Consider the following 22988-nt stretch of genomic DNA (forward strand, 5'->3'; position numbering starts at 1 on the left):
AGCGGCGAGGGCCCGGCCGCCCCGCTCGCGCTGTGGGGCCCGGCGGACACGCTCGGCATCCCGGTGCCGGTGCCGGCCCGGCCGGGCGCCGTACCGGAGACCACCGGCGCACAGCGCCCGCACCGCTCAGCGGAACTGACTGACAGTCAACTTACTTATGAGTCAGGTATATTGACGCTGCCCACAGCGTGCGCGGATTGTGGTGGACATGCCTAAATTCCGGGTGCGTGTGCTGCTTGCCCTGGTCGTCCTCGGCGGATCCCTGACCGTGGCGGGTCTCCCGCCCGCCACCGCCGCTACCCCCGCCACCCCCGCCCTCCCGTCCGATTCTCTCTGGTTCGACGGCGCCCCGCTCACCGTGCGGGGCGGCCGCTTCACCGACGGCCAGGGGCGCGAGATCGTCCTGCGCGGCTACAACGTCTCCGGCGAGACCAAGCTGGAGGAGAACCACGGACTGCCCTTCGCCTCGGTCGCCGACGCCCAGAAGTCGGCGACCGCGCTGCGCGCCCTCGGCGGCGCGAACGCGGTCCGCTTCCTGCTCTCCTGGGCGCACGCCGAACCCGTGCGCGGCCAGGTGGACACGGGGTATCTGGCCGCCGTCACCGCACAGATGCGCGCGTTCCTGGACGCGGGCATCCGCGTCTTCCCCGACTTCCACCAGGACCTGTACTCCCGCCATCTGTTCGACAGCGGCAGCTGGTACACGGGTGACGGCGCCCCCAAATGGGCTGTGGACGCCGGGAGTTACCCCGCCGAGTCCTGCGGCATCTGCCTCTTCTGGGGTCAGAACATCACCCAGAACGCGGCCGTGCAGAAGGCCCAGTACGACTTCTGGCACAACACCTACGGCCTCCAGGACGCCTTCCTCGCCACCGCCCGGACCACCATGACGTACCTCCGGCAGCAGCTGAGCGGCGCGGAGTTCGCGGGCATCGCCGGCTTCGACCCGTACAACGAGCCCTACGCGGGCAGTTACGACTCCGGGCAGACCTCCCGCACCTGGGAGAAGGATCTGCTGTGGCCGTTCTACGAGAGGTTCCGCGCCCGCATGGACGACGCCGGCTGGCAGGACAAGCCCGCCTTCGTGGAGCCCAACCTCTTCTGGAACGCCAATATCTCCACCCAGAAACAGGAGGGCGGCCTACTGGACGCGGGCACCCTCGGCCCGGGGTACGTCTTCAACACCCACTTCTACGACCAGAAGGCCATCTCCGGTGTGCTGATGTGGGGCAAGGCCGCCGACGGCCAGTACGCCGCCGACTTCGCCACCGTCCGCGACCGCGCCGCCTCCGCCGGGACCACGGCCATGGTCAGCGAGTTCGGCCACCCGCTGTCCGGCACGGTCTCCGACAAGGCGCCGACAGTCCTGAAGGCGATGTACGAAGGCCTCGACTCCCGGCTGCCGGGCGCCCGTTGGTGGTCCGACCCGGCCGCTTCGGGGCCGGTGCTCTCCGGCACCCAGTGGCAGTGGGACATCTACAGCGGCCGGCACCACGAGCTGATGAACGGCAACCCCGACAAGGTGCTCACCGCCAAGGACGCCTGGAACGACGAGGACCTCTCCGCCGTGGACCTGGACGACTCGCAGAAGGCCACCCTGCGCCAGGACGCCCGGCTGCTCGACCGCCTCTACCCGAGCGCCACCGCCGGTCAGACACTCGCCTTCACCTACGAGGACCGCTCCCGCGACGGCGCGACGACCCTCACCTGGAACCCGGTGCCGGCTTCCCTGCCGAACGTGGCCCGGCTGGTGGGCTCCGGACAGTACGGACTGCTGGTGTGGCGCTCCGGCGCCGGCACCGCCCCGACCGAGCTGCATCTGCCGGCGTCCTTCCCCACCGCGTCCACCACCGTCGTCTCCGACCTGGGTGTGGTCGACGGCCCGCCCGCCTACACCGGCGCCGCCACCCCCGTCGCCGTGGCCCCCGAACCGGGCGGCACCAAAAGCCGGCGGCTGCTGCTCACCGACCCGGACTCCGGCACCCTGCACTACGCGCTGGTGACCAACGGGGCCACGGCACCCTCGGCCGGCCTGCTGAGCGCGGCCACGTCCGAGCTCGCCGGGTGGGCGGCGGCGCACTTCTGAGCGGAACGCACGGACGAGCAAGCCGAACGGCCTCCGGGAAGAGTGGGGTCCCCCCGGAGGCCGCCGGCGCTCAACTCCCCGTCGGGCCCGTCCAGCCGGCCGGGACATGCCCCAGCCGGACGCGCTGCGGATGGTCGCCGACCGGCACGGACAGCACCTTCTGGCCGGTGGCGAAGTCGATGGCCGTGATCTGGTCGGCGCCGGCCTCGGAGATGACGCAGTCCTTGCCGTCGCCGCTCACGGTCGCCCAGTACGGTGTCGACGCGGTGATGAGCGGGCCGACATCGAAGGAAGACCGGTCGACCACGGTCGCGTAGTTGTCCATCGTCCCGGCGACACACAGCTTGGTGCCCTCGGGGTTCATCGAGATGCCGTGGTGGCGCGAGTCCAGCAGCCAGGTGGTGCGGTCCGGGTTGGTCGCGGGGTTCTCCGGCAGCGTCTTCACCCGGGTGATCTTGTCCGTGGCCACGTCGTACTCCAGGAAGCCGTTGAAGAACGACACCTGGAAGTACAGCTTGGACCAGTCGGGTGCGAAGGCGGCCGGGCGGACCGCGTCGGAGTAGTCCTTCAGCCCGATCGCGTCCAGCCGCTCCCGCATGTCGATGGTCCTGACCTGCTTGAACGTGGTCGCGTCGACAATGGTGATGTGGCGGTCGCCCTTGGTCCAGTCCCAGCCCGGGGCGTCGAGGGAGGTGGTCACCTCGCCGATGGACATGTTCCAGATGTACCTGCCGCCATTGGTGAAGAAGTTCTCGTGCGGCTTGTCGCCGGTGCCGAACTCGCCCAGTTCCTTGCCGGTGCCGATGTCGAGCACCTGCACCTTGTTCGCCGTCGACGCCGAGACCGCGACCCGGGTGCCGTCGGGCGAGACCGCCATGTGGTCGGCCCGGTAACCGGCCACCGGAAAGCGCCAGTTGACCTTGTCGGTGGCCAGGTCGATGGAGACGACGTCGGCGAAGCTGGGCCGGGAGACGACCACGGACTTTCCGTCGGGCGTGGAGTACATGTCGTCCGCGTACTGGTCGTGTCCCTCGCCGACCTCGTTGCGGATGGACGTGTAGTAGATCCACTTGATCGGGTCGGCGTTGATCTCCGCCAGCCGCTCCGCCTTGTCGGGGATCACGTTGATCCGGCCGATCCTGGCGAAGTCGCCGGAGGAGTGGATCACATCGGCGGTGCCGTCCCAGTTGTTGCCGACGAACAGCACTTCCCGCAGGCCGTCGGAGCCACCGCCCGCGGCGGTCGCGGCGGTCGCCGGTCCGGCGACGGTCAGGGCGAGGGCGGCGGCCGCGGAGCACAGGTGCCTGGTTCTGGAGGCAGGCATGACTGCTCTCTTTCTCGGTGGGAATCTGAACACGGGCGCATTCACAGTGAACTTACTGAAAAGTAAGGATGGTGGGTGGTACTCGACAAGATGTGTGCACGACAAGATTGGCGGTCGGTACGGCGACGGAGGGGGAAAGAGTGGCGGGCAGGCTCAAGGCGCCGACGGGCCGCTACGGCGGCAGATCCGCCGAGGACCGGCAGGCGGAGCGGCGTCGGCGTTTCCTGGACGCGGCCCTGGAGCTGTTCGGCGGCGCACCCGGCTACCGGGGCACGACCGTCGCCGCGCTGAGCCAGGCCGCCGGACTGTCCACCCGTCAGTTCTACGAGGCGTTCCGCACCCTGGAGGACGTCCTCACCGCGCTGCACCTGGAGGTCAACGACTGGGCGGAACGGGCGGTGCTGGACGCCCTCGGCACAGCGGGCGAACTGCCGCTGGCCGAGCGTGCCGCCGTGCTCTTCCGGGCCTATGCGCGCGGCGTCACCTGCGATCCACGGCGCATCCGCATCACCTTCGTGGAGATCATCGGCGTCAGCCCCCGTCTGGAGGGGCAGCGGCTGGCCCGCCGGGCCCGCTGGATCGACCTCATCCGGGCCGAGGCGGACACAGCCGTGGCGCGCGGCGAGGCGGCGCCCCGTGACTACCGGCTCGCGGCGGCGGCCTTCGTCGGCAGCGTCAACGGTCTGCTGCACGACTGGAGCGCCGGCTGGGTGGACGCCACGCTGGACGAGGTGGTGGACGAGCTGGTGCGGCTGCTGCTGGGCATGCTCCGGCCGGAGGGCTGGCGGCCCAGAGACGTCTGACCGGGCCCCCGCCCGGCCTGTCGGCGCAGGTCAGTGCGGGTCCGCACGGCTCGGCTCAGTGCGGGTCCGCACGGCTCGGCGCGCGCGATGGGCCCGGAGCTGGTCTGCTGGTGCGGGGGGTGTCGTGACCGTGCTCCGGAACACAGGACACACGGGAAAGACGCCGCAGGACAACGCCGCAAGACGCCGCAGGACACAGGAGAGCCGGATGAGTATCTACCGAGTCGCGCAGGTGACGACCGCGGGCGGCCCTTTCGAGCTGGCCGAACGGGAGGTGCCGGAGCCGGGACCCGGGCATGTGCGGATCGCCGTGGACGCGTGCGGCATCTGCCACAGCGACGCCCTCTTCGTGAACGCCGCAATGCCCGGCGTGAGCTTCCCCGTGGTCCCGGGGCATGAGATCGCCGGACGCGTGGAGTCGCTCGGCGAGGGGACGCAGGGCAGGGGCTGGCAGGCCGGCGACCGGGTCGCGGTCGGCTGGTTCGGCGGCAGCTGCGGCCATTGCAAGCCGTGCCGGCAGGGCGACTTCATCGTCTGTGTCAACGGACAGGTGCCCGGCTGGGCCTACGACGGCGGTTTCGCCGAGAAGGTGATCGCGCCGGTCGACGCGCTGGCCCGGATTCCCGACGCGCTGGCGGCGAGCGACGCCGGGCCGATGGCCTGTGCGGGCGTGACCGTCTTCAACGGGCTGCGGCGCAGCTCCGCCGAGCCGGGCGACCTGGTCGGCGTGCTGGGTCTCGGCGGCCTCGGTCACCTCGGGGTGCAGTACGCGGTGGCGATGGGCTTCGAGACCGTCGCGATCGCCCGGGGCGCGGAGAAGGCCGACTTCGCCAAGCAGCTGGGCGCCCACCACTACGTCGACAGCACCTCCGGCACCCCGGTCGCCGAGGCCCTGCAGTCCCTCGGCGGCGCGAACGTGGTGCTGGCCACCGCCGGGAACTCCGCGGCCATCACGGCCACCGTCGACGGACTGGCGCCCCGCGGCGAGCTGGTGGTCATCGGCGCCGACCCCGAGCCGATGGGCATCAGCCCGGTCCAGCTGCTGATGAGCGGCCGGATCGTACGGGGCCACCCGTCCGGCACCTCGCAGGACGTGCAGGACACCATGGCGTTCAGCGCCCTGCACGGCATCCGCCCGATGACCGAGACCGTCCCGCTGGACGACGCGGACGCGGCCTACGGGAAGATGCTCGCCGGCAAGGCCCGCTTCCGCATGGTGCTCACCACCGGCTGATCCCGGGGCATGCGTAGACCGGCTCCGGCGGGCACGTCAGCCGCCGAGCCGGTCCAGTGCCGCCAGGACCGGCGCGGCGCCGTCCTCGTCGCGGATCCGGGCGCCGAGGCGGTGCGCCCGCTCCCGGTACGCCGGCTCACGGGTGGCCCGCAGCAGGGCCGAGGCCAGGGCGTCCACGGTCAGCCGGCGCAGCGGTACGACGTGCGGGGCCACCCCCAGCGCGACCAGCCGGGCGGACCAGAACCCCGCGTCGAACTGGACCGGCACCGGCACGGCCGGCACCCCGGCGCGCAGCCCCGCCGCGGTGGTTCCCGCACCCGCGTGGTGGACCACGGCGGCCATCCGCGGGAAGAGCAGCGCGTGCGGCACCTCGTCGATGGCCAGCATGTCCTCGCCGGCCGCCGCGAGCCCGGCCCAGCCGCGCTGGATCACCCCGCGCAGCCCGGCCCGCCGCAGCGCCGCGACCAGCCGGGCGCTGAGCCGCCCGGCGTCCGGCACGGTCGCGCTGCCCAGCCCGACGAAGACCGGCGGCGGTCCGGCATCGAGGAACTCCCGCACATGACCGGGCAGTTGACTGTCCATGTCGTACGGCCACCAGTAGCCGCTCACCGTCAGACCCGGCCGCCAGTCCCGGGGCCGGGGCACCACCAGCGGGCTGAAGCCGTGGTGCACCGGCCACAGCCGCCGCTCCCGGGCCCGCAGCGCGGCACCGGAGCGCACCGCCGGCAGCCCGAGCCTGCTGCGCACCCCGGGCACGGCCGCCATGAAGATGTGTTCCGTGGCGAGGCACACGCCGTGCCCGGCCACCCGGTTCGCCGCCGCTCCCCAGGAACCGCCGCCGAGCACGGGTGGCGCGAACTCCCGGGTCCCGGCGAGGGGTTGGAGGAAGACGCCCATGCTCGGCAGCCGCAGACCCTCGGCGATGGTGTGGCCGAGCGGGGCCAGCGAGGCCGACAGCAGCAGAACCTCGCTCTCCTGGGCCGCGATGAGCAGGTCCTCGGTCATCTGCCCGACGGCCCGCCGCGCCATGTCCGCCAGCCGCAGCAGCTTCCCGGCCTCACTCGCGCTGCGGTGCAGACCCCGGCCCCGCGGCGACTCCAGCTCCGCCCGCGGATCGACCGGCAGCCCCTGGAACCGTACGCCGGAGCCTGCCACCAGCGGCTCGAAGCGGGCGTGGGTGACCAGGGTGACCTCGTGCCCGGCGAGCGCGAGCCGCCGGCCCAGCCCGGTGTAGGGGGCGACATCGCCCCGGGAGCCTGCCGTCATGATCGCAACGCGCATGACGGCCAGTATGGCCGCATTCCGCCCCGCCTGGGCCCAACGACCGGGCTGCGGCGGCGGGTTCACACAGGGCGCGGCCGTTGACTTCACCCTCGGGCGGTTCTACGCGCGGCGCGCGAGCTGTTCGTATGACCGGTCCCCGTTCGAAATACCGACCATGTCGACCATGTCGAGCGTATTGATCAGCGTGGATTCCGTCCGTCCGTACGCGGAGGCGTCGATGTACCCCTCACCCCGTCCGGCCGCCGCGGGCACCGGACGCCGGCACAGAGCCGCCGCCGTGCGGGCACTCGTCCAGGTGCGGGGGAGGGTGCGGAAGTTGTGCCGCGGCGGCGGGCCCTTGGCGGGATCCGGCGCTGCATCCCGTTCGTGCCCAGCCAGTGCTGGACCAGGAACGTGCCGTGGAAGCCGATGAACAGCGTCCAGAAGGTGATCTTCCCGAGGCGCTCGTCGAGCATCTTGCCCGTCATCTTCGGCCACCAGAAATGGAACCCGGCGAACATAGCGAAGACGACCGTGCCGAAGATGACGTAGTGGAAGTGGGCCACCACGAAATAGGTGTCGGAGGTCGCGAAGTCGATCGGCGGCGACAGCGAGCCTTTCCACATGGTGCCGATCCAGTTGAAGAACTTCACCCCGGTCGGGACGGCGATCAGGAACGTCATGAAGGAGAAGAACGGCAGCAGCACACCACCGGTGACGTACAGCGCCTGGCTGCGCTGACCTCGGCGCGCGCCCCGCCTGTCGCTACGCGCCGAGCTGCCGGGCGGCGGCCTCGACGGTCTGCTCCAGCAGCGTGGCGATGGTCATGGGGCCGACGCCGCCCGGCACCGGTGTGATCAGCGAGGCCCGCCGCGCGGCGGAGTCGAAGTCGACGTCGCCGACGTTGCCCGGGTTGTAGCCCGCGTCGATCACGACCGCGCCGGGCTTGATGTCCTGCCCGCGGATCAGCCGGGCCCGGCCCACGGCGGCGACCACGAGGTCCGCCTCGCCGACCGCCGCCGACAGGTCCGCCGTCCGCGAGTGGCAGTACGTCACGGTCGCGTCCCGGGCGAGCAGCAGCATGCCCACCGGCTTGCCGAGGATCGCGCTGCGGCCCACGACCACGGCACGCTTCCCGGCGAGACCGACGCCGTACTCGTCCAGCAGCCGCAGGATGCCGCCGGGCGTACAGGAGACGAAGCCCGGCAGCCCGAAGCTCATCGAGGCGAAGGAGGCGAAGGTGACGCCGTCGACGTCCTTCTCCGGTGCGATCGCCTCGAACGCGGCCCGCTCGTCGACGTGGTCGCCGACCGGGTGCTGGAGCAGGATGCCGTGCACGGCCGGGTCGGCCGACAACTCCCGCAGTGTGCCGACGAGTTCGCCGGTGGTCGTGGCGGCGGGCAGGGCGATGTGCCGGGAGGCGATACCGGCCTTGCGGCAACGGTTCTGCTTCATGCGGACATAGGTCACGGACGCCGGGTCCTCGCCGACCAGGACGGTTGCGAGACACGGTGCGCTACCCGTACGCCCGGTCAGCTCGGCGGCCTTCCGCGCGGTGTCCTCGACGATACGGCGGGCCAGAGCGGTGCCGTCCATGAGACGGGCCTGGGTCATGCTGCACACTCCTGAGCTGGATCGACTCTTTCGCCCAGGCGCGCGGCAACCACCACGGACCGCTCCCCGGTGGTACTCCACCCAAGCGCCAGTCACGGCCCGCGTACAGCGTAACCGAGCCCGCCCACGCCTCAGCGAGCCCGGCCCCGCCCAGTGCGCAGCGCATGCGGCAGCGCGGCACGGGGGCCATGGCGCGCCGCTCGCAGGGCGGAGCGCAGCACAGCGGCGGACACCGGCAGCCCCGCCCCCGAAGCCGGTGCCGGCCTGCGAGGGCGGGCCCGCGGCAGCCGCCCCAGGCTCGCCCTGGCGGAGAAGGTCCAGGTCAGCCGGGAGGTGACCCGGACCCTCGCGAATCTCCTTCCGGCGCCCGTCATATCGGGGTGTGCCTACTCGTCCCAGGCCTGGATGATCAGCTGGTCGGCTATCTTGCCGTCGCGCAACGTGACCATCGACTCGGCGAGGACCCGGGTGCCGTCGCCGTACTGGCAGGACTCGGTGAACGCGGCGTGATCACCCTGCACGACGCACTGGTCCAGCTTGTGTGTCATGTCGCGACGGTAGATGTCGTCCAGAAGCACGGCGATCTCACTGCGGCCCTGCAGGACGGTGGGGTGGCTGGGCTGGCTGTTGTGGTCGACGATGCGGATGCGGGCGTCGTCGGCGTAGAGCGACAGAAGGGTGTTCCCGGTGGTTCCTTCTATGCCCCGGCGCAGTGTCTCGATGTCGAAGGCGGAGCCTGTCGCGGTGCCCATGGTGACCTCCTTCGGGCGCCCGCGGCCCGGCGGGGGGCGGACCGCACGGACCCCCACCCTTCGAGACTCCTCCGGCCCGGCGGCCACGGCAAGCGCAGGCCGCACGCCGTGTCCCACGGGTGCGGCCGGCCCTGGGCGGCGGCCCTCAGCGCGGTGCGGTCGTCCCGGAGTCGGCGCCCGGACCCGACCGCAGCGCCGCCCAGTCGCGGGACAGCGCGAACGCCGCGGCCGTACCCTCCGGCAGGCAGTCCGGGAGCAGCCGGACGAGCCGGTCCCCGGGGCCCAGTTCCAGCCAGGTACGGACGCCCGCGCGGTGCAGCAGGCCGACCGACTCGGCGAGACGTACCGGTGCGCGCCGCACCCAGAACTCCGGCTCGGCGGTCTCGGCCCCCACCGGGCGGGCGGTGACATCGGTGACGAGGGGGAGGCGCGGCGCACCCGGGTGGAGGGTGGCGAGCGTACGGCCGTAGGCGTCGAGGACGCCGTCGAGGCAGGAGCCGGGCCCGGGGGCCGGCCGGCCGTCCAGGAGGCGGGCCAGGGTACCGACCGCGTGGCAGGCCTCGGCCGGCGAGAACACACCCGCGGCATACGCGGCGGCCATCCGCCCGGCCGCCTGCCCGAACACGACGTCCGGCCGGATGCCCCAGCTGCGTAGCAGCCGGTACTGCGCCACCTGGAGCGCGAAGACCGCGGGGCCGGAGTACGACTCGCGGTCCAGCAGCGCGGCCGTCCGTGTCCCCTCGTCCGCGAACATCACGCATTTCAAAGGGAGTTCGAGATACGGATCGAGGCGCGCGCAGATGTCGTCCAGCGCTTCGGCGAACACCGGGCACGCTTGAAGGAGTTCACGGCCGGTTTCCCGGAGCGGCGCGGCACCGGCCGAGAAAAGGAACGCGGTACGTCCGAGCGGGCCGTCGAGGGGCATGCCCCCATTGAGACATGAGGGGGCCGATGCAGACACCAGGCAAACTCATGCACCCAGCAAAAAGATTGCCATCATGGAATGACATTTACCGGTCACATTTTTACGTGATGTGAAGGGTGCCCTGCGGCCGGAAAGATCCGTGATCACCGCCGTGGTCCACCCCGCCGACGATCGGTCGCGCGTAGGGTCGGCGGGGAAGGCATATCGAGGAAGGGGCCAGCCCATGGCGCAGGAAGTACGCGGCGTGATCGCACCGGGGAAGGACGAGCCGGTACGGGTCGAGACGATCGTGGTGCCGGATCCGGGACCCGGCGAAGCCGTGGTGCGTGTGCAGGCCTGTGGTGTCTGCCACACCGACCTGCACTACAAGCAGGGCGGCATCTCGGACGACTTCCCCTTCCTCCTCGGCCACGAGGCGGCCGGTGTCGTGGAGTCGGTCGGCGCGGGCGTGACCGACGTGGCCCCCGGTGACTTCGTCGTCCTCAACTGGCGTGCCGTGTGCGGGAACTGCCGGGCCTGTCTGCGCGGCCGCCCCTGGTACTGCTTCGACACACACAACGCCACCCAGAAGATGACCCTCGCGGCCACCGGTCAGGAGCTGTCCCCGGCCCTCGGCATCGGCGCGTTCGCCGAGAAGACCCTGGTCGCCGCGGGGCAGTGCACCAAGGTCGACCCGGCCGTGTCCCCGGCGGTCGCCGGCCTGCTGGGCTGCGGTGTCATGGCCGGCCTCGGCGCGGCGATCAACACCGGCGGCGTCGGCCGGGGCGACTCCGTCGCGGTCATCGGCTGCGGCGGAGTCGGCGACGCGGCCGTCGCCGGGTCGAACCTGGCGGGCGCCGCGAAGATCATCGCCGTGGACATCGACGACCGCAAGCTGGACAAGGCCCGCACGCTCGGCGCCACCCACACCGTCAACTCCAAGGAGACCGACCCGGTCGCGGCGATCCGCGAGCTGACCGGCGGCTTCGGCGCCGACGTCGTCATCGACGCCGTCGGCCGCCCGGAGACGTACAGCCAGGCCTTCTACGCCCGCGACCTCGCCGGCACCGTCGTCCTCGTCGGCGTCCCCACCCCCGAGATGAAGCTGGAACTGCCCCTGCTGGACGTCTTCGGCCGCGGCGGCGCCCTGAAGTCGAGCTGGTACGGCGACTGTCTGCCCTCCCGGGACTTCCCCCTGCTGATCGACCTGCATCTGCAGGGCCGGCTGCCGCTGGACGCGTTCGTCACCGAGACGATCCGACTGGACGAGGTGGAGAAGGCGTTCGACCGGATGCACCAGGGCGACGTGCTGCGTTCGGTGGTGGTGTTCTGATGACCGTACGCATCGAACGCCTCGTCACCTCCGGACAGTTCAGCCTCGACGGCGGCACCTGGGACGTCGAGAACAACGTGTGGATCGTCGGCGACGAACGCGAGGTGATCGTCATCGACGCCGCCCACGACGCCGACGCGATCATCGCCGCGGTCGACGACCGGGAACTGACCGCCATCGTGTGCACACACGCCCACAACGACCATGTCAACGCCGCCCCGGAACTCGCCGCCCGTACCGGCGCCACCATCTGGCTGCACCCCGACGACCTGCCGCTGTGGAAGATGACCCACCCGGACCGCGACCCCGACCGGCATCTCCTCGACGGCCAGGTCATCGAGGCCGCCGGCGCCGACCTGACCGTGCTGCACACCCCGGGTCACGCCCCCGGCGCCGTCTGCCTGTACGACCGCGCGCTCGGCACCGTCTTCACCGGGGACACCCTCTTCAAGGGCGGTCCGGGCGCCACCGGACGCACCTACTCCCACTTCCCGACGATCATCGACTCCATCCGCGACAAGCTCCTCACCCTCCCGCCGGAGACCAAGGTCCTCACCGGCCACGGCGACTCCACCACGATCGGCGCCGAGGCACCTCACCTTCAGGAGTGGATCAGGCGCGGCCACTGAGACCACGCCGCGAACACCGACAGAGGATGTCCGGCTTTCCCTGGACAGTGGACGGCGACAGCAGTCGTCACACCCAGGAGTCCGGACATGTCAGGACCGCTTGAGGACAAGGTGGCGCTGGTCGCGGGCGCGACCCGGGGCGCCGGACGCGGCATCGCCGTGGAACTCGGCGCGGCCGGCGCCACCGTCTACGTCACCGGCCGCAGCACCCGCGCACACCGCTCGGAGTACGACCGCCCCGAGACCATCGAGGACACCGCCGACCTCGTCACCGCGGCCGGCGGCCACGGCATCGCCGTCGCCGCCGACCACCTGGACAAAACCGCCGTACGAGCCCTGGTGGACCGCATCGCGGACGACCACGGCCGCCTCGACGTCCTCGTCAACGACATCTGGGGCGGCGAGAAACTCTTCGAGTGGGACACGACCGTGTGGGAGCACGACCTCGACAACGGGCTCCGGCTCCTGCGCCTCGCGGTCGAGACCCACGCCATCACCAGCCACTACGCGCTGCCCCTCCTGCTGCGCCGGCCGGGCGGCCTGGTCGTGGAGATGACCGACGGCACCGCCGCCTACAACCGCGACACCTACCGCGTGAACTTCTTCTACGACCTCGCCAAGGCGTCCGTCCTGCGCATGGCCTTCGCCCTCGCCCATGAACTCGGCCCCCGCGGCGCCACCGCCCTCGCCCTCACCCCCGGCTGGCTCCGCTCGGAGATGATGCTCGACGCGTACGGCGTCCACGAGGACAACTGGCGCGACGCCCTCGCCCGCTCACCGCACTTCGCCATCTCCGAGACCCCGCGCTACGTCGGCCGCGCCGTCGCCGCCCTCGCCGCCGACCCCGACGTGTCCCGCCTCAACGGTCAGTCCCTCTCCAGCGGCTCCCTCGCCCGGACATACGGCTTCACCGACCTCGACGGCACCTGCCCCGACGCCTGGCGCTACCTGGTCGAGGTACAGGACGCGGGCAAGCCGGCCGACGTCACCGGATACCGCTGAAACCCCGCCCGCAGGGCCGTACAGCCACCCCCGCGGTGCTCACCCGCCGCCGCCCGTCCCCACCCGCAGCCGTCGAAGAAGCTCCCGTGCCGCCGGGGCCATGGTCCCCTCCGCGGGCCAGGCCAGCGCCACCCGGCAGCGCGCATCCGCGGCGGCGACGCTCACCGTGTCGAGGCCGGGCCGGGCGTCGAGGCCCGGCAGGAGCGCGACACCCAGTCCCCGGGCGGCCAGGCGGGCCAGGCCGTCCGGGGTCGCCGCCTCGAACGCGACGTGCGGGCGGAAGCCGGCCTCGGCGCACAGCCGTTCCAGGACGCCCCGCATCCCGGTGCCGTGCGGCAGACCGATCAGCCGGTGCCCGCGCAGGGCCGCCGGGGCAACGGCGTCGGCGCCGTCGCACTCGGCGAACAGCGGATGCCCGGGAACGGCGGCCGCCACCAGGGGTTCGTCGATGACCATGTGCAGCTCGACGCCCGCCGGCGGCGCTTTTCCGGCGACGCCGACGACGGCCAGGTCCAGCTCGCCGCGGCGCAGCGCAGCCAGCATCCGGTCGGAGGTGTCCTCGGTGAGGGTGACCTCCACCCCGGGGTGCGCGTCGTGGAAGTCCGCCAGCTGCCCGGCCATGTCGAAGGCGTGGGCGAGGGTGCCGGGGACGAGACCGACGGCGACCCGGCCGCGCAGCAGGCCCGTGTACTCCTCGACCGTCTGCCGCACCCCGTCGACGGCCGCGAGCGCGGCCCGCGCGTACGGCAGTACGGCGGCACCCGCCTGCGTCGGCCGCACCGACCGGCCCGAGCGGTCCAGCAGCGGCTGCCCCAACTCCCGCTCCAGCTGTCGTATCTGCGCGCTCAGCCCCGGCTGGGCAAGATGCAGCCGCTCGGCGGCCCGGGTGAACCCGCCTTCCTCCACCACCGCCACGAAGTACCGCAGCTGCCTCAACTCCATAACCAGTGATGCTAGAGGGAAGACGGATCATGTCTTGGACTTCCGGCTTCGGCCACCACACCCTTGAGACATGGGGAAAACAGCACGCACCGTCGCCGTGGACAGAGCCACCACGGCCGCCGCCATCGCCGCCGAACGACGCGAACTGGCCGACGTCTTCGAGGCGTTGACGCCCGCACAGTGGGAGACACCCAGTCTGTGCGCGGGCTGGGGCGTGCGGGAGGTCGTGGCGCACATGTCGATGGGGTTCCGGTACCCGACGGCGAAGGTGCTGGCGGAACTGGTCAAGGCGCGCGGCAGCCTGCACCGCATGACCGACCGGCTCGCCCGCCGGGACGCGGCCGCCCACCGGGACACGGAACTCGCCGCCTTCCTGCGCGGCCATGCCCACCATCCCTGGACGCCTCCGATCGGCGGCCTCGCCGCGGCCCTCGGCCACGACGTGGTCCACGGTCTGGACGTCACCGTCGCCCTCGGCCTGGACCGCGAGGTACCCGAGGACCGGCTGCGGATCCTCCTCGACGCCGTCGATCCGCGCGCCTTCCGTGTCTTCGGCACCGATCTCACCGGCGTCCGGCTGTGCGCGGACGACCTCGACTGGTCCTTCGGCTCGGGCACGCCCCTGTACGGCCGTGGCCAGGATCTTCTGCTGGTCGCCTACGGCCGCCGGCTCCCCGCAGGCCGGTTGCGTGGTGACGAAGTTCACCGTTTCGTCACAACCTGACCGGAAACACAACCTCTACGCCACCATACGGGTCTAGTAGTCCGACATCGCGGGACACGCGCGGCGAGGCACCCGGGCGGAGCCTGGGCGACAAGGGGAGAAGAGGTTGCACATGGGGGTCATAGCCAGACGGGGCGTCGTCGCGCTGGGCGTCACGGGACTCGTGGCGCCGCTCACACTCGCCCTCACCGCGGCACCGGCCCAGGCCGCGAGCTGCACCACGCAGACGGGGCCGTACCAGAAGCAGGTGGAGAAGTTCCTCGGCCGGCCGGTCGACGGCAAGCAGTCCACCGCCGACTGCAAGGCGATCCAGGCCTTCCAGGACAGGCACGGCATCACCCCCGACATCGGCTACGCCGGACCCGTCACCTGGGGCGTGATGGACCTCATGAACAAGCAGCGGGCCGTCGGGAAGAACCCGAACAAGGACGGCGCGTGCCCGGTGAACAAGGGCCGGATCGCCTGTGTGAACCTCACGCTCCAGCTCAGCTGGATCCAGGACGGCAAGAAGCTCGTCTACGGCCCGGTCCCCGTGCGCACCGGCCGCAAGGGCTTCGCCACCCGCACCGGCCTGAAGAAGGTCTACTGGCGTGACATCGACCATGTCTCGACCGTCTACAACGTGCCGATGCCCTACAGCCAGTTCTTCGACGGCGGCCAGGCCTTCCACTCGGTGGGCCTGAGCATGTGGAACCCGCCGGGCTCGCACGGCTGCGTGAACATGACCAGCACGGACGCCAAGAAGTACTGGTCGCTGCTGAAGACGGGCGACGACGTCTTCGTCTACGGCCGCAAGCCGGGCACCTGAGAGGCATCTGAAGGGCACCCGAGAGGTACGTGAGCCGTCGCCGCCCGGCCGTCACCCCTGCGGCGCGTCCCCGAAGTCCGGGATCCGAAGCCGGACGCCGCCCTGCCGTGCCGACTCGTGCGCGATGATGCCCGGCAGGGTGTAGCGGGCGGCCGTCCACGCGTTCACCGACGGTAGGGAACCGGTGTTGACCGCGGTGACGAAGTCGTCGGCCAGGAAGTGATGACTGCCCTCGTGGCCGTTGTGCAGCCGGTCGAACTCCCGCGGCAGCCCGGACCGGTCGTGCACCGGCGCCGAACCCGAGGCCCCTGTCCCGCACCGAGCTGGCCCGGCGCCTCGGGCTCTCCCAGGGCAGCCTCACCCGGCTGACCAAGCCGCTCATCGAGTCCGGACTGCTGGTCGAGGCCCCCGAGGCCCCCGAGGCCCCCGAGGCCCCCGAGGCGGCCGGCGGGGCCCAGGCGCGTCAGGGCCGGCCCTCACAGCCCCTCGGGGTCGTGGCCGACGCCCGGTCCTTCCTCGGCTTCAAGATCACGGGTGACATGGTCCACGGCGTCGTCACCGACCTGCGCAGCGAGGTCACCGGCCGGCTCGACCGTCCGCTCGCCAGGCGCGATCCGGACGCTGTCGCCGCCCTGCTCGCGGAGATGACCACCGCACTGACGAAGGGGCGCCCTGCTCCGGCCGGCATCGGCGTCGGCGTGGGCGGTCTGGTGCGCGAGCGCGCGGTGGTCGCCCGGTCGCCGTTCCTCGGCTGGCGGGAGGTGCCGCTCGCCGCTCTGGTGCGGGAGCGCACCGGGCTGCCGGTCGTCGTGGAGAACGACGTGGCCGCCCTGGTCAAGGCCGAGACCTGGTTCGGGGCGGGCCGCGGACTCGACCGTTTCGCCGTCCTGACCATCGGCGCGGGCATCGGCTACGGGCTGGTGCTCGGTGGCAGCCGGGTGCCGTTCGCCGAGGACGGCCGGGGCTTCGGCCGGCACTGGATCATCAACCCGAACGGCCCGCTCCCCCCACCGGAGAGCGCGGCAGTGCTGTGTCGTTGCTCACCATCCCGAGCATCGAGTATCAGATCCGTGCCGCCACCGGCCGCGACACCGCCTACCCGGAGATCCTCGCCGACGCGGCCGCGGGCGAACCCATGGCCGCCCGGGTCGTCGCCGAGGCCGCCCGTGCCCTCGGCATCCTGGTCGCGCAGATCGCCAACTTCGCGATGCCACAGAAGATCCTGCTCGCCGGAGAGGGCGTCGGTCTGATGGATGTGGCGGGGAACACGGTCCACGAGACCGTCCGCGCCCACCGGCATCCGGACGCCGATCCCGTCGACCTGGAGACGAAGGTCTCCGACTTCCACGACTGGGCGCGCGGCGCCGCCGTGTTGGCGATCCAGGTGCTCGTGCTCGGCTCGGGCCTGGGGTGAGGGCCGGGTGTGAACTCCCGTGCGCCACTTGACAGATCGACGTGATGAGTAACACGGTCCGAAATGTCCCTATCGAGTGCAGTTACTCACAGCGCCTTCACCTCGATCGGCATATGCTTCACAGCATGTCCACCACTGTTGAAGCCGCCCCCGAGCGATCGGCCGCGGAGGTCAACGAGGAGATCAGGGCCCTGTGGCGCCGGTCGGGCGGGACACTGACCACCGAGCAGCGCGCGCAGTACCAGCGCCTCGTGATGGAGTGGGCCGCCGTGACCCCGCCGTCGCAGCGAGCGGCCTGACCGACCTCGCGCGGACCCGTCCCACGCGTCCCACGCGTCCACTCGTCAACCCCAGGTGGCCGAGTAGTACCGCTGATAGGCCCTGCGGTCCTGTTCGGCCCGGATGTAGCGGGTCGCCACCAGCGCGATCAGACTGCCCGCGATGACCAGCAGCCCCGGACCGACGTTCCGGGTGTCCGTCAGCCGCGCCAGCAGCGTCTGCCCCGACGCGCCCGCAATCGGTGCCGCCGAACCCGGCGAGGCCGCGTTCGGCGCGGCGGCACCCTGTGCGGCCGGCGCCGACGGCGCGGGGGAGGCGTTCTGCGGTGCACTGCCGGCGGTCTGCGCCGACACGATGAGCTTCACGTTCAGCGCCGCCATCGCCCGCGTCACCGGCTGGAAGAACGTCGTACCGCCCGTCTTGCAGTCACCGCTGCCCCCCGAGGTGACGCCGAGTGCGATCCCGTCGGAGAACAGCGGCCCGCCGCTGTCGCCCGGTTCGGCGCACACATCGGTCTGGACGAGTCCGGTGACCGTCCCCTCCGGGTAGTTGACGGTCGCGTTCAGCGCGGTGACCGTACCGTCGTGCAGGCCGCTGGTGCTGCCGCTGCGGAACACCCGCTGCCCGACCGCCGCATCGGCGGCCCCCGTGATCCGCACCCCGTTGCCGCCACCGATCGCGACGACGGCGGCGCCGTCACCGGCGTCCCCGTTCGCGTACTGCACGAGCGAGAAGTCATTGCCGGGGAACGTGCTGCTCACCGTCCGGCCGAGCTGCTGATCGCCCTGGGTGCCGGCGAACCAGGTGGAGCCCGCGGGACCGCAGTGACCGGCCGTGAGAATGAAGTCGCTCTGCCCGTTGGTCACATTGAACCCCGCCGAGCAGCGGCCGCCGGTCGACAGGATCGGCTGGGCGCCGTTCAGCCGCGTGGTGAACGTGCCCCGCGCATGCTCCATCCGCACGAAGTCGCCGATGTGCGCGGCGACCTGACTCATCCGGGACCAGTCGTCGGCGGACACCGTGCTGTCCGCGCTCACCACGACCCGGTTGGTGCGGTAGTCCACCGCCCACGCCGTGCCCGCCACCCGCGGCGCCGAACGCAGCGTGGCCGTGGCCGAGGTGAGCTCGTTCATGCTGTGCGACACGACCTTCGCCTCGGCACCCGCGCGCCGCACCTCGCGCGCCGCCGCCCGGTCGGTCACCGCCACGACCGGCCGCCCGTCGGCACCGATCCAGTCGCCCGCCGTCCGCGCCGTACCGAGCCGCGCCACCAGCGCGCCCCCGGTGCCCCCGGCGCCGGGGGCCGCGGCAAACGGTCTGGCCGCGGCTCGTGGGGTCTCGCTCGCCATGGCCGCCTGGGCGACCATCGCGCCGCCCAGGAGGAGTCCGCCGACCGCCGCCAGACGTGACACCCGCCTGACGATCCGTCGTCGTGCGTGCCGCATGCAGGGCTCCCGAAGCCGAACCGAACGCGCGCTGGAGGTGGCCGGCGGCGCGAGGCCCCCGGCTCGTCGAGGGCCCGCACCTCCATACGCGGCCCAGGGCCCGGGCGTTCAGCGACCGCGGCCCCGGCGTTCAGCGACCCTGGTGACCTCGTCCGGCCGGGATCACCTCGTGCGGGCCACCCCGCCGAACATCGCGACCTCCTCCGGCTCGGCCCCGTGGCCGTGCTCCGGGCGCCAGCGCGAGCAGGACACCACACCCGGCTCCAGCAGATCGAGGCCGTCGAAGAACCGGACCACGTCCTTCGGCGTGCGCTGGGTCAGCCTCGGGGTGCCGTGCTCGTTCCAGAACGTCACCGCCTCGTCCACGTCCGGCATCGCCGGGTGGGTCACGGTGTGCGACAGCACCAGATGACTGCCCTTCGGCAGCCGGTCGGTCAACTGCCGCACCAGACCGTACGGGTCCTCGTCGTCGCCGATGAAGATGACCACGCCGAGCAGCATCAGCGCCACCGGCTCGCTGAAGTCGAGCGTGCTCGCCGCGTGTTCGAGGATCGCGTCGACATTGCGCAGGTCCTCGTCCAGATAGTCGGTACGGCCCTCGGGTGTGCTCGTCAGCAGGGCACGCGCGTGCGCGAGGACCAGCGGGTCGTTGTCCACGTACACGACCCGCGTCTCGGGAGCGATGCGCTGGGCGACCTCGTGTGTGTTGTCGGCGGTGGGCAGCCCGGTGCCGATGTCCAGGAACTGCCGGATGCCCACCTCGCCGACCAGATGGCGCACCGCGCGGCCGAGGAACAGCCGGTCGGCGCGCGCGTACTCCCCGATGCCCGGGTGCAGCCGGCGGATCTGGTCGCCGGCCTCCCGGTCGACCTCGTAGTTGTCCTTGCCGCCGAGCCAGTAGTTCCAGATCCGGGCGGTGTGCGGCCGGCTGGTGTTGATCCGGGCGCGCAGCGACACGGCCACGTCATCGGTGGCTGCCGGGTTGTCGGTCACGTGGGTCAGCTCCTGGATACGGATGGGATGTCTGAGAAGAGGGTGGTGCACCGTGGTGACACACCCCTCAAGAGGCAATCTAGACGCCCGAGTTGACCTCCGCGTCGGCTCCCCGGCATCCGGCCGTCCCATGACCTCGGCAGGCCCCCGAGCAGGCCGGCTCCTAGACTTCCGGGCATGGACGACACACAGCTGGACCGGCTCGGCTCCGGCAAGTACCTGCTGGTCACCAGCTACCGCAAGAACGGCACCCCGGTCGCCACCCCGGTCTGGGTGGTCCGCGACGGGGACGCCCTCGGCGTCTGGACGGTCGCCGACAGCTTCAAGGTCAAGCGGATCCGGCGCCGCCCCGACGTCCTCGTCGGCCCCTGCGACCTGCGCGGCAACCCCACCGGCGAGCAGCGGCCGGCCACCGCGCGACTCGTCGACGCCGCCACCACCGCCCGCTACCGGAACCTGCTCGCCCGCAAGTACGGCATCGTCGGCCGCCTCACCCTGCTGGGCAGCCGGCTGCGGCGCGGCGCGGACGGCACGGTCGGCATCCGGGTGACCCTCGCGGAGCGAGAGCGGTGAGGGCCACCCGGGACCCGCGGGCTACGAAGCGTCCCGCACCGAACCGGTCAGCACCAGCCCGCCGGATCTCGGCTCACCGGTGTTCATGTCCACCTGCTGGAAACTCACCGACTCGGCCGGCTCCCGCACCGTGTCCTTGACCGTGGGCATGGTGATGTCGGCGCTCGTCCTCCCCGGCGGCAACTCCACCCACATATAGACGGAGGCCTTGGACAGCGGACGCTCCGGGTCGGCCTTCACCCCGCCGGTCTCCTGCAGCCAGCGCGCCGAGACGTCCTTCGTGGACAGCTCCGGCCCGGTGCCCGGCACCACGGTGAACATCTGGCTCATGTCCGCGTCGACCGCCTCCGACAGGGACAGCCGCCACTTCAGGGACTGCCCCTCCGTGACCCGGCCGGCGACCGGAGTGACGGTGATCTTCGGTGCCGGATCGTCGTCGTGGACCGTGATCCCGCCCCGGTAGGACCCGACGACCGCACCATGGACCGCCTTGACGAGGATGTCGTACGACATGTCCGGGCCGTAGCGCGTGTTGCCCTTCACCGTGACCGGTACATCGATGTCATGACCGCCCGGCCGCACCGTCACCAGCCGGTCCGTGGCCTTGCCGGTGACCGGGTCGACGACATACACCCGGACCTGTCCGCTGCCGTGGCCGGTCACCCGGACCGGGACGCGGTAGGTACGCATCCCCGAGTCACCCTCGTTCACCGTCGTACGCCCGACGTCCACGCGGGGCAGCTCGGCCGCCCGTGCCGCCGGTGTCCCAGGCCGCCAGCCCCACGCGTCCATGAGCCAGGCCTGCCCGGAGGCCGAACGCGAGGTCAGCTCCATGGACTTGACCGAGCCGAGAGCGAGCCCGGCGCGGGTGGCCGCCGTCAGCGGCAGCCGGAACTCGCGCGCCCAGTACGACGCGGTCCGCCCGGTGCCGGGCAGCCCGTCGGCACGGACGCGCCCCAGCGTGGCCGTCCTGCCCGAGGCGTCGGTGAGGGACACGTCCAGTTGGGTGCCGGTGGAGTTCGGCGGCACGAACAGCCGCAGCGCCAGCTCCTTCGCCCCGGACAGCGACACCGGCCGGCGGACGCTCACTCGCGCCGGGGTACCCGCATGTGTCCAGCGCAGCGCGATCGCGTGCCGGCCGGACTCGCGGCCGATCTCCCACGGCGCGAAGTGCGGCGACGCCCCCTTCGCCCCCTGGCCCAGACAGGACGCGGCCGGGCCGGCACCGACCGCGTCGCACAGCCGGGCGCCGCTCACCGACACCCCGCCGTCCGGCAGGAACCCGGCACCCCGGCGCGCCCCCACGGCGTGGCTGAGGACCCGCGCCGGGTCCGCCGACGGCGCCCGCCTGCCGGAGCCGTCCAGCAGCGGCCGTACCCGGTCGTCCCCGGCCAGGAACAGCCGCGCGGCGGCCGCGATGTACGTCGCACCGGCCCGGTGCTGCTGGTCGGCGGTGAGCCGGGTCGCCGCGTGCTTGCCGCAGACCGCGTCCGGGTGGCGCGGGTCGTCGCCGAAGTCGTCCCCGGCGGGCGCCGCGGCCTGGCCGGGCGTCCACTCGGAGTTGAAGAAGTTGTGGTCGGCGCCCACGACGTACACGGCACTGTGCAGCGCGCTGCCGTCGCTGACCGCGCGGGTGCCGTCGACGTACAGCTGGCCCTCCAGGTCAGCGACGTCACCGTCGCAGCCGGGCAGGATCGTCATCGAGGGCACGTCGGGCACCGGGTTCTGGCCGAACACGGTGGGGCCGATCAGGACCATGCCGCGGATCTTCCAGCGGACCGGGCCGTGATAGCCGTCCCGGCCGGCGGGCGGCGGATACAGGCTGTCCAGGGCCGCCCGGTTCACGCCCTCGCCGCCCCGGGAGTGTCCGACGAGCAGCACCCGGGACAGATCGGCACGCGGTGCCCGGCGTACGACGGACGGGGCGGCCTGGGGGTGCGCGGCCCAGTCGGCCCAGTGGGCCAGGTGCAGCCGCACCAGCGAGGAGCGGGCCTGGGCGCCGCCGTCCTCGGCCGCGAAGTCCTGCCCGTTGATGCCGTTGGCTGAGATCGAGACGGTCACATAGCCCTGCGAGGCGAGGAGTCGCTGGTCGCGCAGATAGCCGCGGTGGCTCGGTATCGGCTGCGTACCGGCCTTGCAGGGCCAGTCGCCGGTGCTGTTCGGTCCCTGGTAGCAGGTGGAGTGCCGGCCGTGCAGGAACAGCGCGAGCGGGCGGCGGCCCGAGGCGCCGACGGGCGCGACGACCACCGCGCGCATCTCCACCGGTACGGGAAAGTCCGGCAGTTTGACCGACTTCAGGGTGTACTCGCCCGTCTGTGTCCGGTACGCGCCGGGCTTGCCCGGATCGACCGGGTTCGCGGGCAGTGGCGCCGGCGGCCGGACCGCGGACGTGGCCCCGGTGCCGCCGGGCGCGTCCAGTCGCCGGCCGCCGGACCACACATGCAGTCCGCGCAGCACGTCCGGTTCCCCGGCCCGGTGTCCGTCCAGCGGCAGCCGGAAGGTGCGCCCGTCCGCGCCGGGCCGTGGCACTCCCAACAGGCGCCCGTCCGACCGGAACTCGACCCGGGCGTCCCCCATCGGCACCGGCCGGTCCGACCGCCACACCAGCTCGGGCGCGGACCGTCCGCCGGTGATCCGCCAGCCCGGCGGCAGCGCGCCGTCGACCGAAGCCGCCAACGTGTCCGCCGGTGACGGTGGTTGAGGCCGGGCGACTGCCGCCCCTGGGGACGCGCCCGCCACCGCGAGCAGCGCGGCGGCGGTCACCCATATGCGCCGGGCACGGACCACTGTTCCTCCTTGAGCCCCGACTTCGGGCGTCCCGGCCGTCCCGGGAGCCCCTCGCCCCCGGAGGACGGAACGTGAAGCC

At 72.2% G+C, this 22988-nt stretch carries 19 protein-coding genes, 3 pseudogenes and 1 riboswitch; of the genes and pseudogenes, 11 read left to right on the forward strand and 11 right to left on the reverse strand.

The genetic code is table 11. The features are described from left to right. Positions 1–208 precede the first annotated feature (208 nt). A complete protein-coding gene (locus IE277_RS22040; protein ID WP_189955023.1) occupies positions 209–2086 on the forward strand; it encodes a cellulase family glycosylhydrolase in 1878 nt (625 codons plus the stop codon). Positions 2087–2156: 70 nt separating this feature from the next. Here IE277_RS22040 and IE277_RS22045 read toward each other — a convergent pair whose 3' ends face one another. Then, positions 2157–3410 carry a YncE family protein gene (locus IE277_RS22045; protein WP_189955025.1) on the reverse strand — a complete coding sequence of 418 codons (1254 nt, stop codon included), beginning with the start codon at positions 3408–3410 and terminating at the stop codon, positions 2157–2159. Positions 3411–3550: 140 nt separating this feature from the next. Between IE277_RS22045 and IE277_RS22050 the strand changes: the two genes are divergently transcribed. Beyond that, positions 3551–4213: a TetR/AcrR family transcriptional regulator gene (locus IE277_RS22050; protein ID WP_189955027.1), complete on the forward strand. Its 663-nt coding sequence runs from the start codon at positions 3551–3553 to the stop codon at positions 4211–4213. 208 nt (positions 4214–4421) lie between these two features. Beyond that, the gene (locus IE277_RS22055; protein ID WP_189955030.1) at positions 4422–5447 is read left to right on the forward strand and encodes an alcohol dehydrogenase; all 1026 of its coding nucleotides are present in this window, start codon (positions 4422–4424) and stop codon (positions 5445–5447) included. A gap of 36 nt (positions 5448–5483) precedes the next feature. Here the strand turns inward: IE277_RS22055 and IE277_RS22060 are convergent, their stop codons facing one another. From IE277_RS22060 to IE277_RS22080, 5 genes and pseudogenes are all read right to left on the reverse strand, one after another. Next, positions 5484–6713, reverse strand: a complete 1230-nt coding sequence (locus tag IE277_RS22060; protein ID WP_189955275.1) for a glycosyltransferase — start codon at positions 6711–6713, stop codon at positions 5484–5486. A gap of 329 nt (positions 6714–7042) precedes the next feature. Continuing rightward, a pseudogene (locus tag IE277_RS22065) lies at positions 7043–7435 on the reverse strand (cbb3-type cytochrome c oxidase subunit I); the annotation flags it as partial. A gap of 40 nt (positions 7436–7475) precedes the next feature. After that, positions 7476–8324 carry a bifunctional 5,10-methylenetetrahydrofolate dehydrogenase/5,10-methenyltetrahydrofolate cyclohydrolase gene (locus IE277_RS22070; RefSeq protein ID WP_189955032.1) on the reverse strand — a complete coding sequence of 283 codons (849 nt, stop codon included), beginning with the start codon at positions 8322–8324 and terminating at the stop codon, positions 7476–7478. A gap of 25 nt (positions 8325–8349) precedes the next feature. Beyond that, positions 8350–8430, reverse strand: a riboswitch (ZMP/ZTP riboswitch). A 280-nt stretch (positions 8431–8710) separates the two neighbouring features. Beyond that, the gene (locus tag IE277_RS22075; protein ID WP_189955034.1) at positions 8711–9076 is read right to left on the reverse strand and encodes a nuclear transport factor 2 family protein; all 366 of its coding nucleotides are present in this window, start codon (positions 9074–9076) and stop codon (positions 8711–8713) included. A 145-nt stretch (positions 9077–9221) separates the two neighbouring features. Beyond that, positions 9222–10001 (reverse strand): acyltransferase domain-containing protein, encoded by a 780-nt coding sequence (locus IE277_RS22080; RefSeq protein ID WP_189955036.1) that lies wholly within the window; start codon positions 9999–10001, stop codon positions 9222–9224. A gap of 223 nt (positions 10002–10224) precedes the next feature. On the opposite strand from IE277_RS22080, the gene IE277_RS22085 reads away from it, so the two are divergent. The 3 genes from IE277_RS22085 to IE277_RS22095 all read left to right on the forward strand — a co-directional run bounded on the left by IE277_RS22085 (position 10225) and on the right by IE277_RS22095 (position 12944). Next, the gene (locus IE277_RS22085) at positions 10225–11313 is read left to right on the forward strand and encodes an S-(hydroxymethyl)mycothiol dehydrogenase (RefSeq protein ID WP_189955037.1); all 1089 of its coding nucleotides are present in this window, start codon (positions 10225–10227) and stop codon (positions 11311–11313) included. Beyond that, positions 11313–11942: an MBL fold metallo-hydrolase gene (locus IE277_RS22090; RefSeq protein ID WP_189955039.1), complete on the forward strand. Its 630-nt coding sequence runs from the start codon at positions 11313–11315 to the stop codon at positions 11940–11942. Before IE277_RS22085 ends, IE277_RS22090 begins: the two co-directional genes overlap by 1 nt. 87 nt (positions 11943–12029) lie before the next feature. Then, a complete protein-coding gene (locus IE277_RS22095; RefSeq protein ID WP_189955041.1) occupies positions 12030–12944 on the forward strand; it encodes an SDR family oxidoreductase in 915 nt (304 codons plus the stop codon). A gap of 39 nt (positions 12945–12983) precedes the next feature. Here the strand turns inward: IE277_RS22095 and IE277_RS22100 are convergent, their stop codons facing one another. Next, positions 12984–13886 carry a LysR family transcriptional regulator gene (locus IE277_RS22100; protein WP_189955043.1) on the reverse strand — a complete coding sequence of 301 codons (903 nt, stop codon included), beginning with the start codon at positions 13884–13886 and terminating at the stop codon, positions 12984–12986. A gap of 70 nt (positions 13887–13956) precedes the next feature. On the opposite strand from IE277_RS22100, the gene IE277_RS22105 reads away from it, so the two are divergent. Together IE277_RS22105 and IE277_RS22110 are read left to right on the forward strand one after the other, a co-directional pair. Then, entirely contained in the window at positions 13957–14610 is a 654-nt protein-coding gene (locus IE277_RS22105; protein WP_189955045.1) for a maleylpyruvate isomerase family mycothiol-dependent enzyme, read from the forward strand. A gap of 112 nt (positions 14611–14722) precedes the next feature. Continuing rightward, complete coding sequence (locus IE277_RS22110) at positions 14723–15418, forward strand: L,D-transpeptidase family protein (protein ID WP_189955046.1); 696 nt, start codon at positions 14723–14725, stop codon at positions 15416–15418. A gap of 51 nt (positions 15419–15469) precedes the next feature. Here the strand turns inward: IE277_RS22110 and IE277_RS22115 are convergent. After that, positions 15470–15721: pseudogene (locus IE277_RS22115) on the reverse strand (gfo/Idh/MocA family oxidoreductase); the annotation flags it as partial. A 5-nt stretch (positions 15722–15726) separates the two neighbouring features. On the opposite strand from IE277_RS22115, the pseudogene IE277_RS22120 reads away from it, so the two are divergent. Next, a pseudogene (locus IE277_RS22120) lies at positions 15727–16832 on the forward strand (ROK family protein). Positions 16833–16945: 113 nt separating this feature from the next. Continuing rightward, the gene (locus IE277_RS22125) at positions 16946–17131 is read left to right on the forward strand and encodes a hypothetical protein (RefSeq protein ID WP_189955048.1); all 186 of its coding nucleotides are present in this window, start codon (positions 16946–16948) and stop codon (positions 17129–17131) included. Positions 17132–17176: 45 nt separating this feature from the next. Here IE277_RS22125 and IE277_RS22130 read toward each other — a convergent pair whose 3' ends face one another. Together IE277_RS22130 and IE277_RS22135 are read right to left on the reverse strand one after the other, a co-directional pair. Further along, entirely contained in the window at positions 17177–18556 is a 1380-nt protein-coding gene (locus tag IE277_RS22130) for a S1 family peptidase (RefSeq protein WP_189955050.1), read from the reverse strand. A gap of 162 nt (positions 18557–18718) precedes the next feature. Then, positions 18719–19549: an SAM-dependent methyltransferase gene (locus IE277_RS22135; RefSeq protein WP_189955052.1), complete on the reverse strand. Its 831-nt coding sequence runs from the start codon at positions 19547–19549 to the stop codon at positions 18719–18721. 177 nt (positions 19550–19726) lie between these two features. On the opposite strand from IE277_RS22135, the gene IE277_RS22140 reads away from it, so the two are divergent. After that, entirely contained in the window at positions 19727–20122 is a 396-nt protein-coding gene (locus IE277_RS22140; RefSeq protein ID WP_189955054.1) for a PPOX class F420-dependent oxidoreductase, read from the forward strand. 21 nt (positions 20123–20143) lie between these two features. On the opposite strand, the gene IE277_RS22145 is transcribed toward IE277_RS22140, so the two are convergent. Continuing rightward, positions 20144–22909 carry an alpha/beta hydrolase gene (locus IE277_RS22145; protein WP_189955056.1) on the reverse strand — a complete coding sequence of 922 codons (2766 nt, stop codon included), beginning with the start codon at positions 22907–22909 and terminating at the stop codon, positions 20144–20146. Positions 22910–22988 lie beyond the last annotated feature (79 nt).

Source organism: Streptomyces alanosinicus, from assembly GCF_014650595.1.
GTDB lineage: Bacteria > Actinomycetota > Actinomycetes > Streptomycetales > Streptomycetaceae > Streptomyces > Streptomyces alanosinicus.

Coding starts and splice junctions, on each gene's coding strand:
- IE277_RS22040 (WP_189955023.1), top strand. CDS start 209: ATGCCTAAATTCCGGGTGCGTGTGCTGCTTGCCCTGGTCGTCCTCGGC.
- IE277_RS22045 (WP_189955025.1), bottom strand. CDS start 3,410: ATGCCTGCCTCCAGAACCAGGCACCTGTGCTCCGCGGCCGCCGCCCTC.
- IE277_RS22055 (WP_189955030.1), top strand. CDS start 4,422: ATGAGTATCTACCGAGTCGCGCAGGTGACGACCGCGGGCGGCCCTTTC.
- IE277_RS22060 (WP_189955275.1), bottom strand. CDS start 6,713: ATGACGGCAGGCTCCCGGGGCGATGTCGCCCCCTACACCGGGCTGGGC.
- IE277_RS22070 (WP_189955032.1), bottom strand. CDS start 8,324: ATGACCCAGGCCCGTCTCATGGACGGCACCGCTCTGGCCCGCCGTATC.
- IE277_RS22075 (WP_189955034.1), bottom strand. CDS start 9,076: ATGGGCACCGCGACAGGCTCCGCCTTCGACATCGAGACACTGCGCCGG.
- IE277_RS22080 (WP_189955036.1), bottom strand. CDS start 10,001: ATGCCCCTCGACGGCCCGCTCGGACGTACCGCGTTCCTTTTCTCGGCC.
- IE277_RS22085 (WP_189955037.1), top strand. CDS start 10,225: ATGGCGCAGGAAGTACGCGGCGTGATCGCACCGGGGAAGGACGAGCCG.
- IE277_RS22090 (WP_189955039.1), top strand. CDS start 11,313: ATGACCGTACGCATCGAACGCCTCGTCACCTCCGGACAGTTCAGCCTC.
- IE277_RS22095 (WP_189955041.1), top strand. CDS start 12,030: ATGTCAGGACCGCTTGAGGACAAGGTGGCGCTGGTCGCGGGCGCGACC.
- IE277_RS22100 (WP_189955043.1), bottom strand. CDS start 13,886: ATGGAGTTGAGGCAGCTGCGGTACTTCGTGGCGGTGGTGGAGGAAGGC.
- IE277_RS22105 (WP_189955045.1), top strand. CDS start 13,957: ATGGGGAAAACAGCACGCACCGTCGCCGTGGACAGAGCCACCACGGCC.
- IE277_RS22110 (WP_189955046.1), top strand. CDS start 14,723: ATGGGGGTCATAGCCAGACGGGGCGTCGTCGCGCTGGGCGTCACGGGA.
- IE277_RS22125 (WP_189955048.1), top strand. CDS start 16,946: ATGCTTCACAGCATGTCCACCACTGTTGAAGCCGCCCCCGAGCGATCG.
- IE277_RS22130 (WP_189955050.1), bottom strand. CDS start 18,556: ATGCGGCACGCACGACGACGGATCGTCAGGCGGGTGTCACGTCTGGCG.
- IE277_RS22140 (WP_189955054.1), top strand. CDS start 19,727: ATGGACGACACACAGCTGGACCGGCTCGGCTCCGGCAAGTACCTGCTG.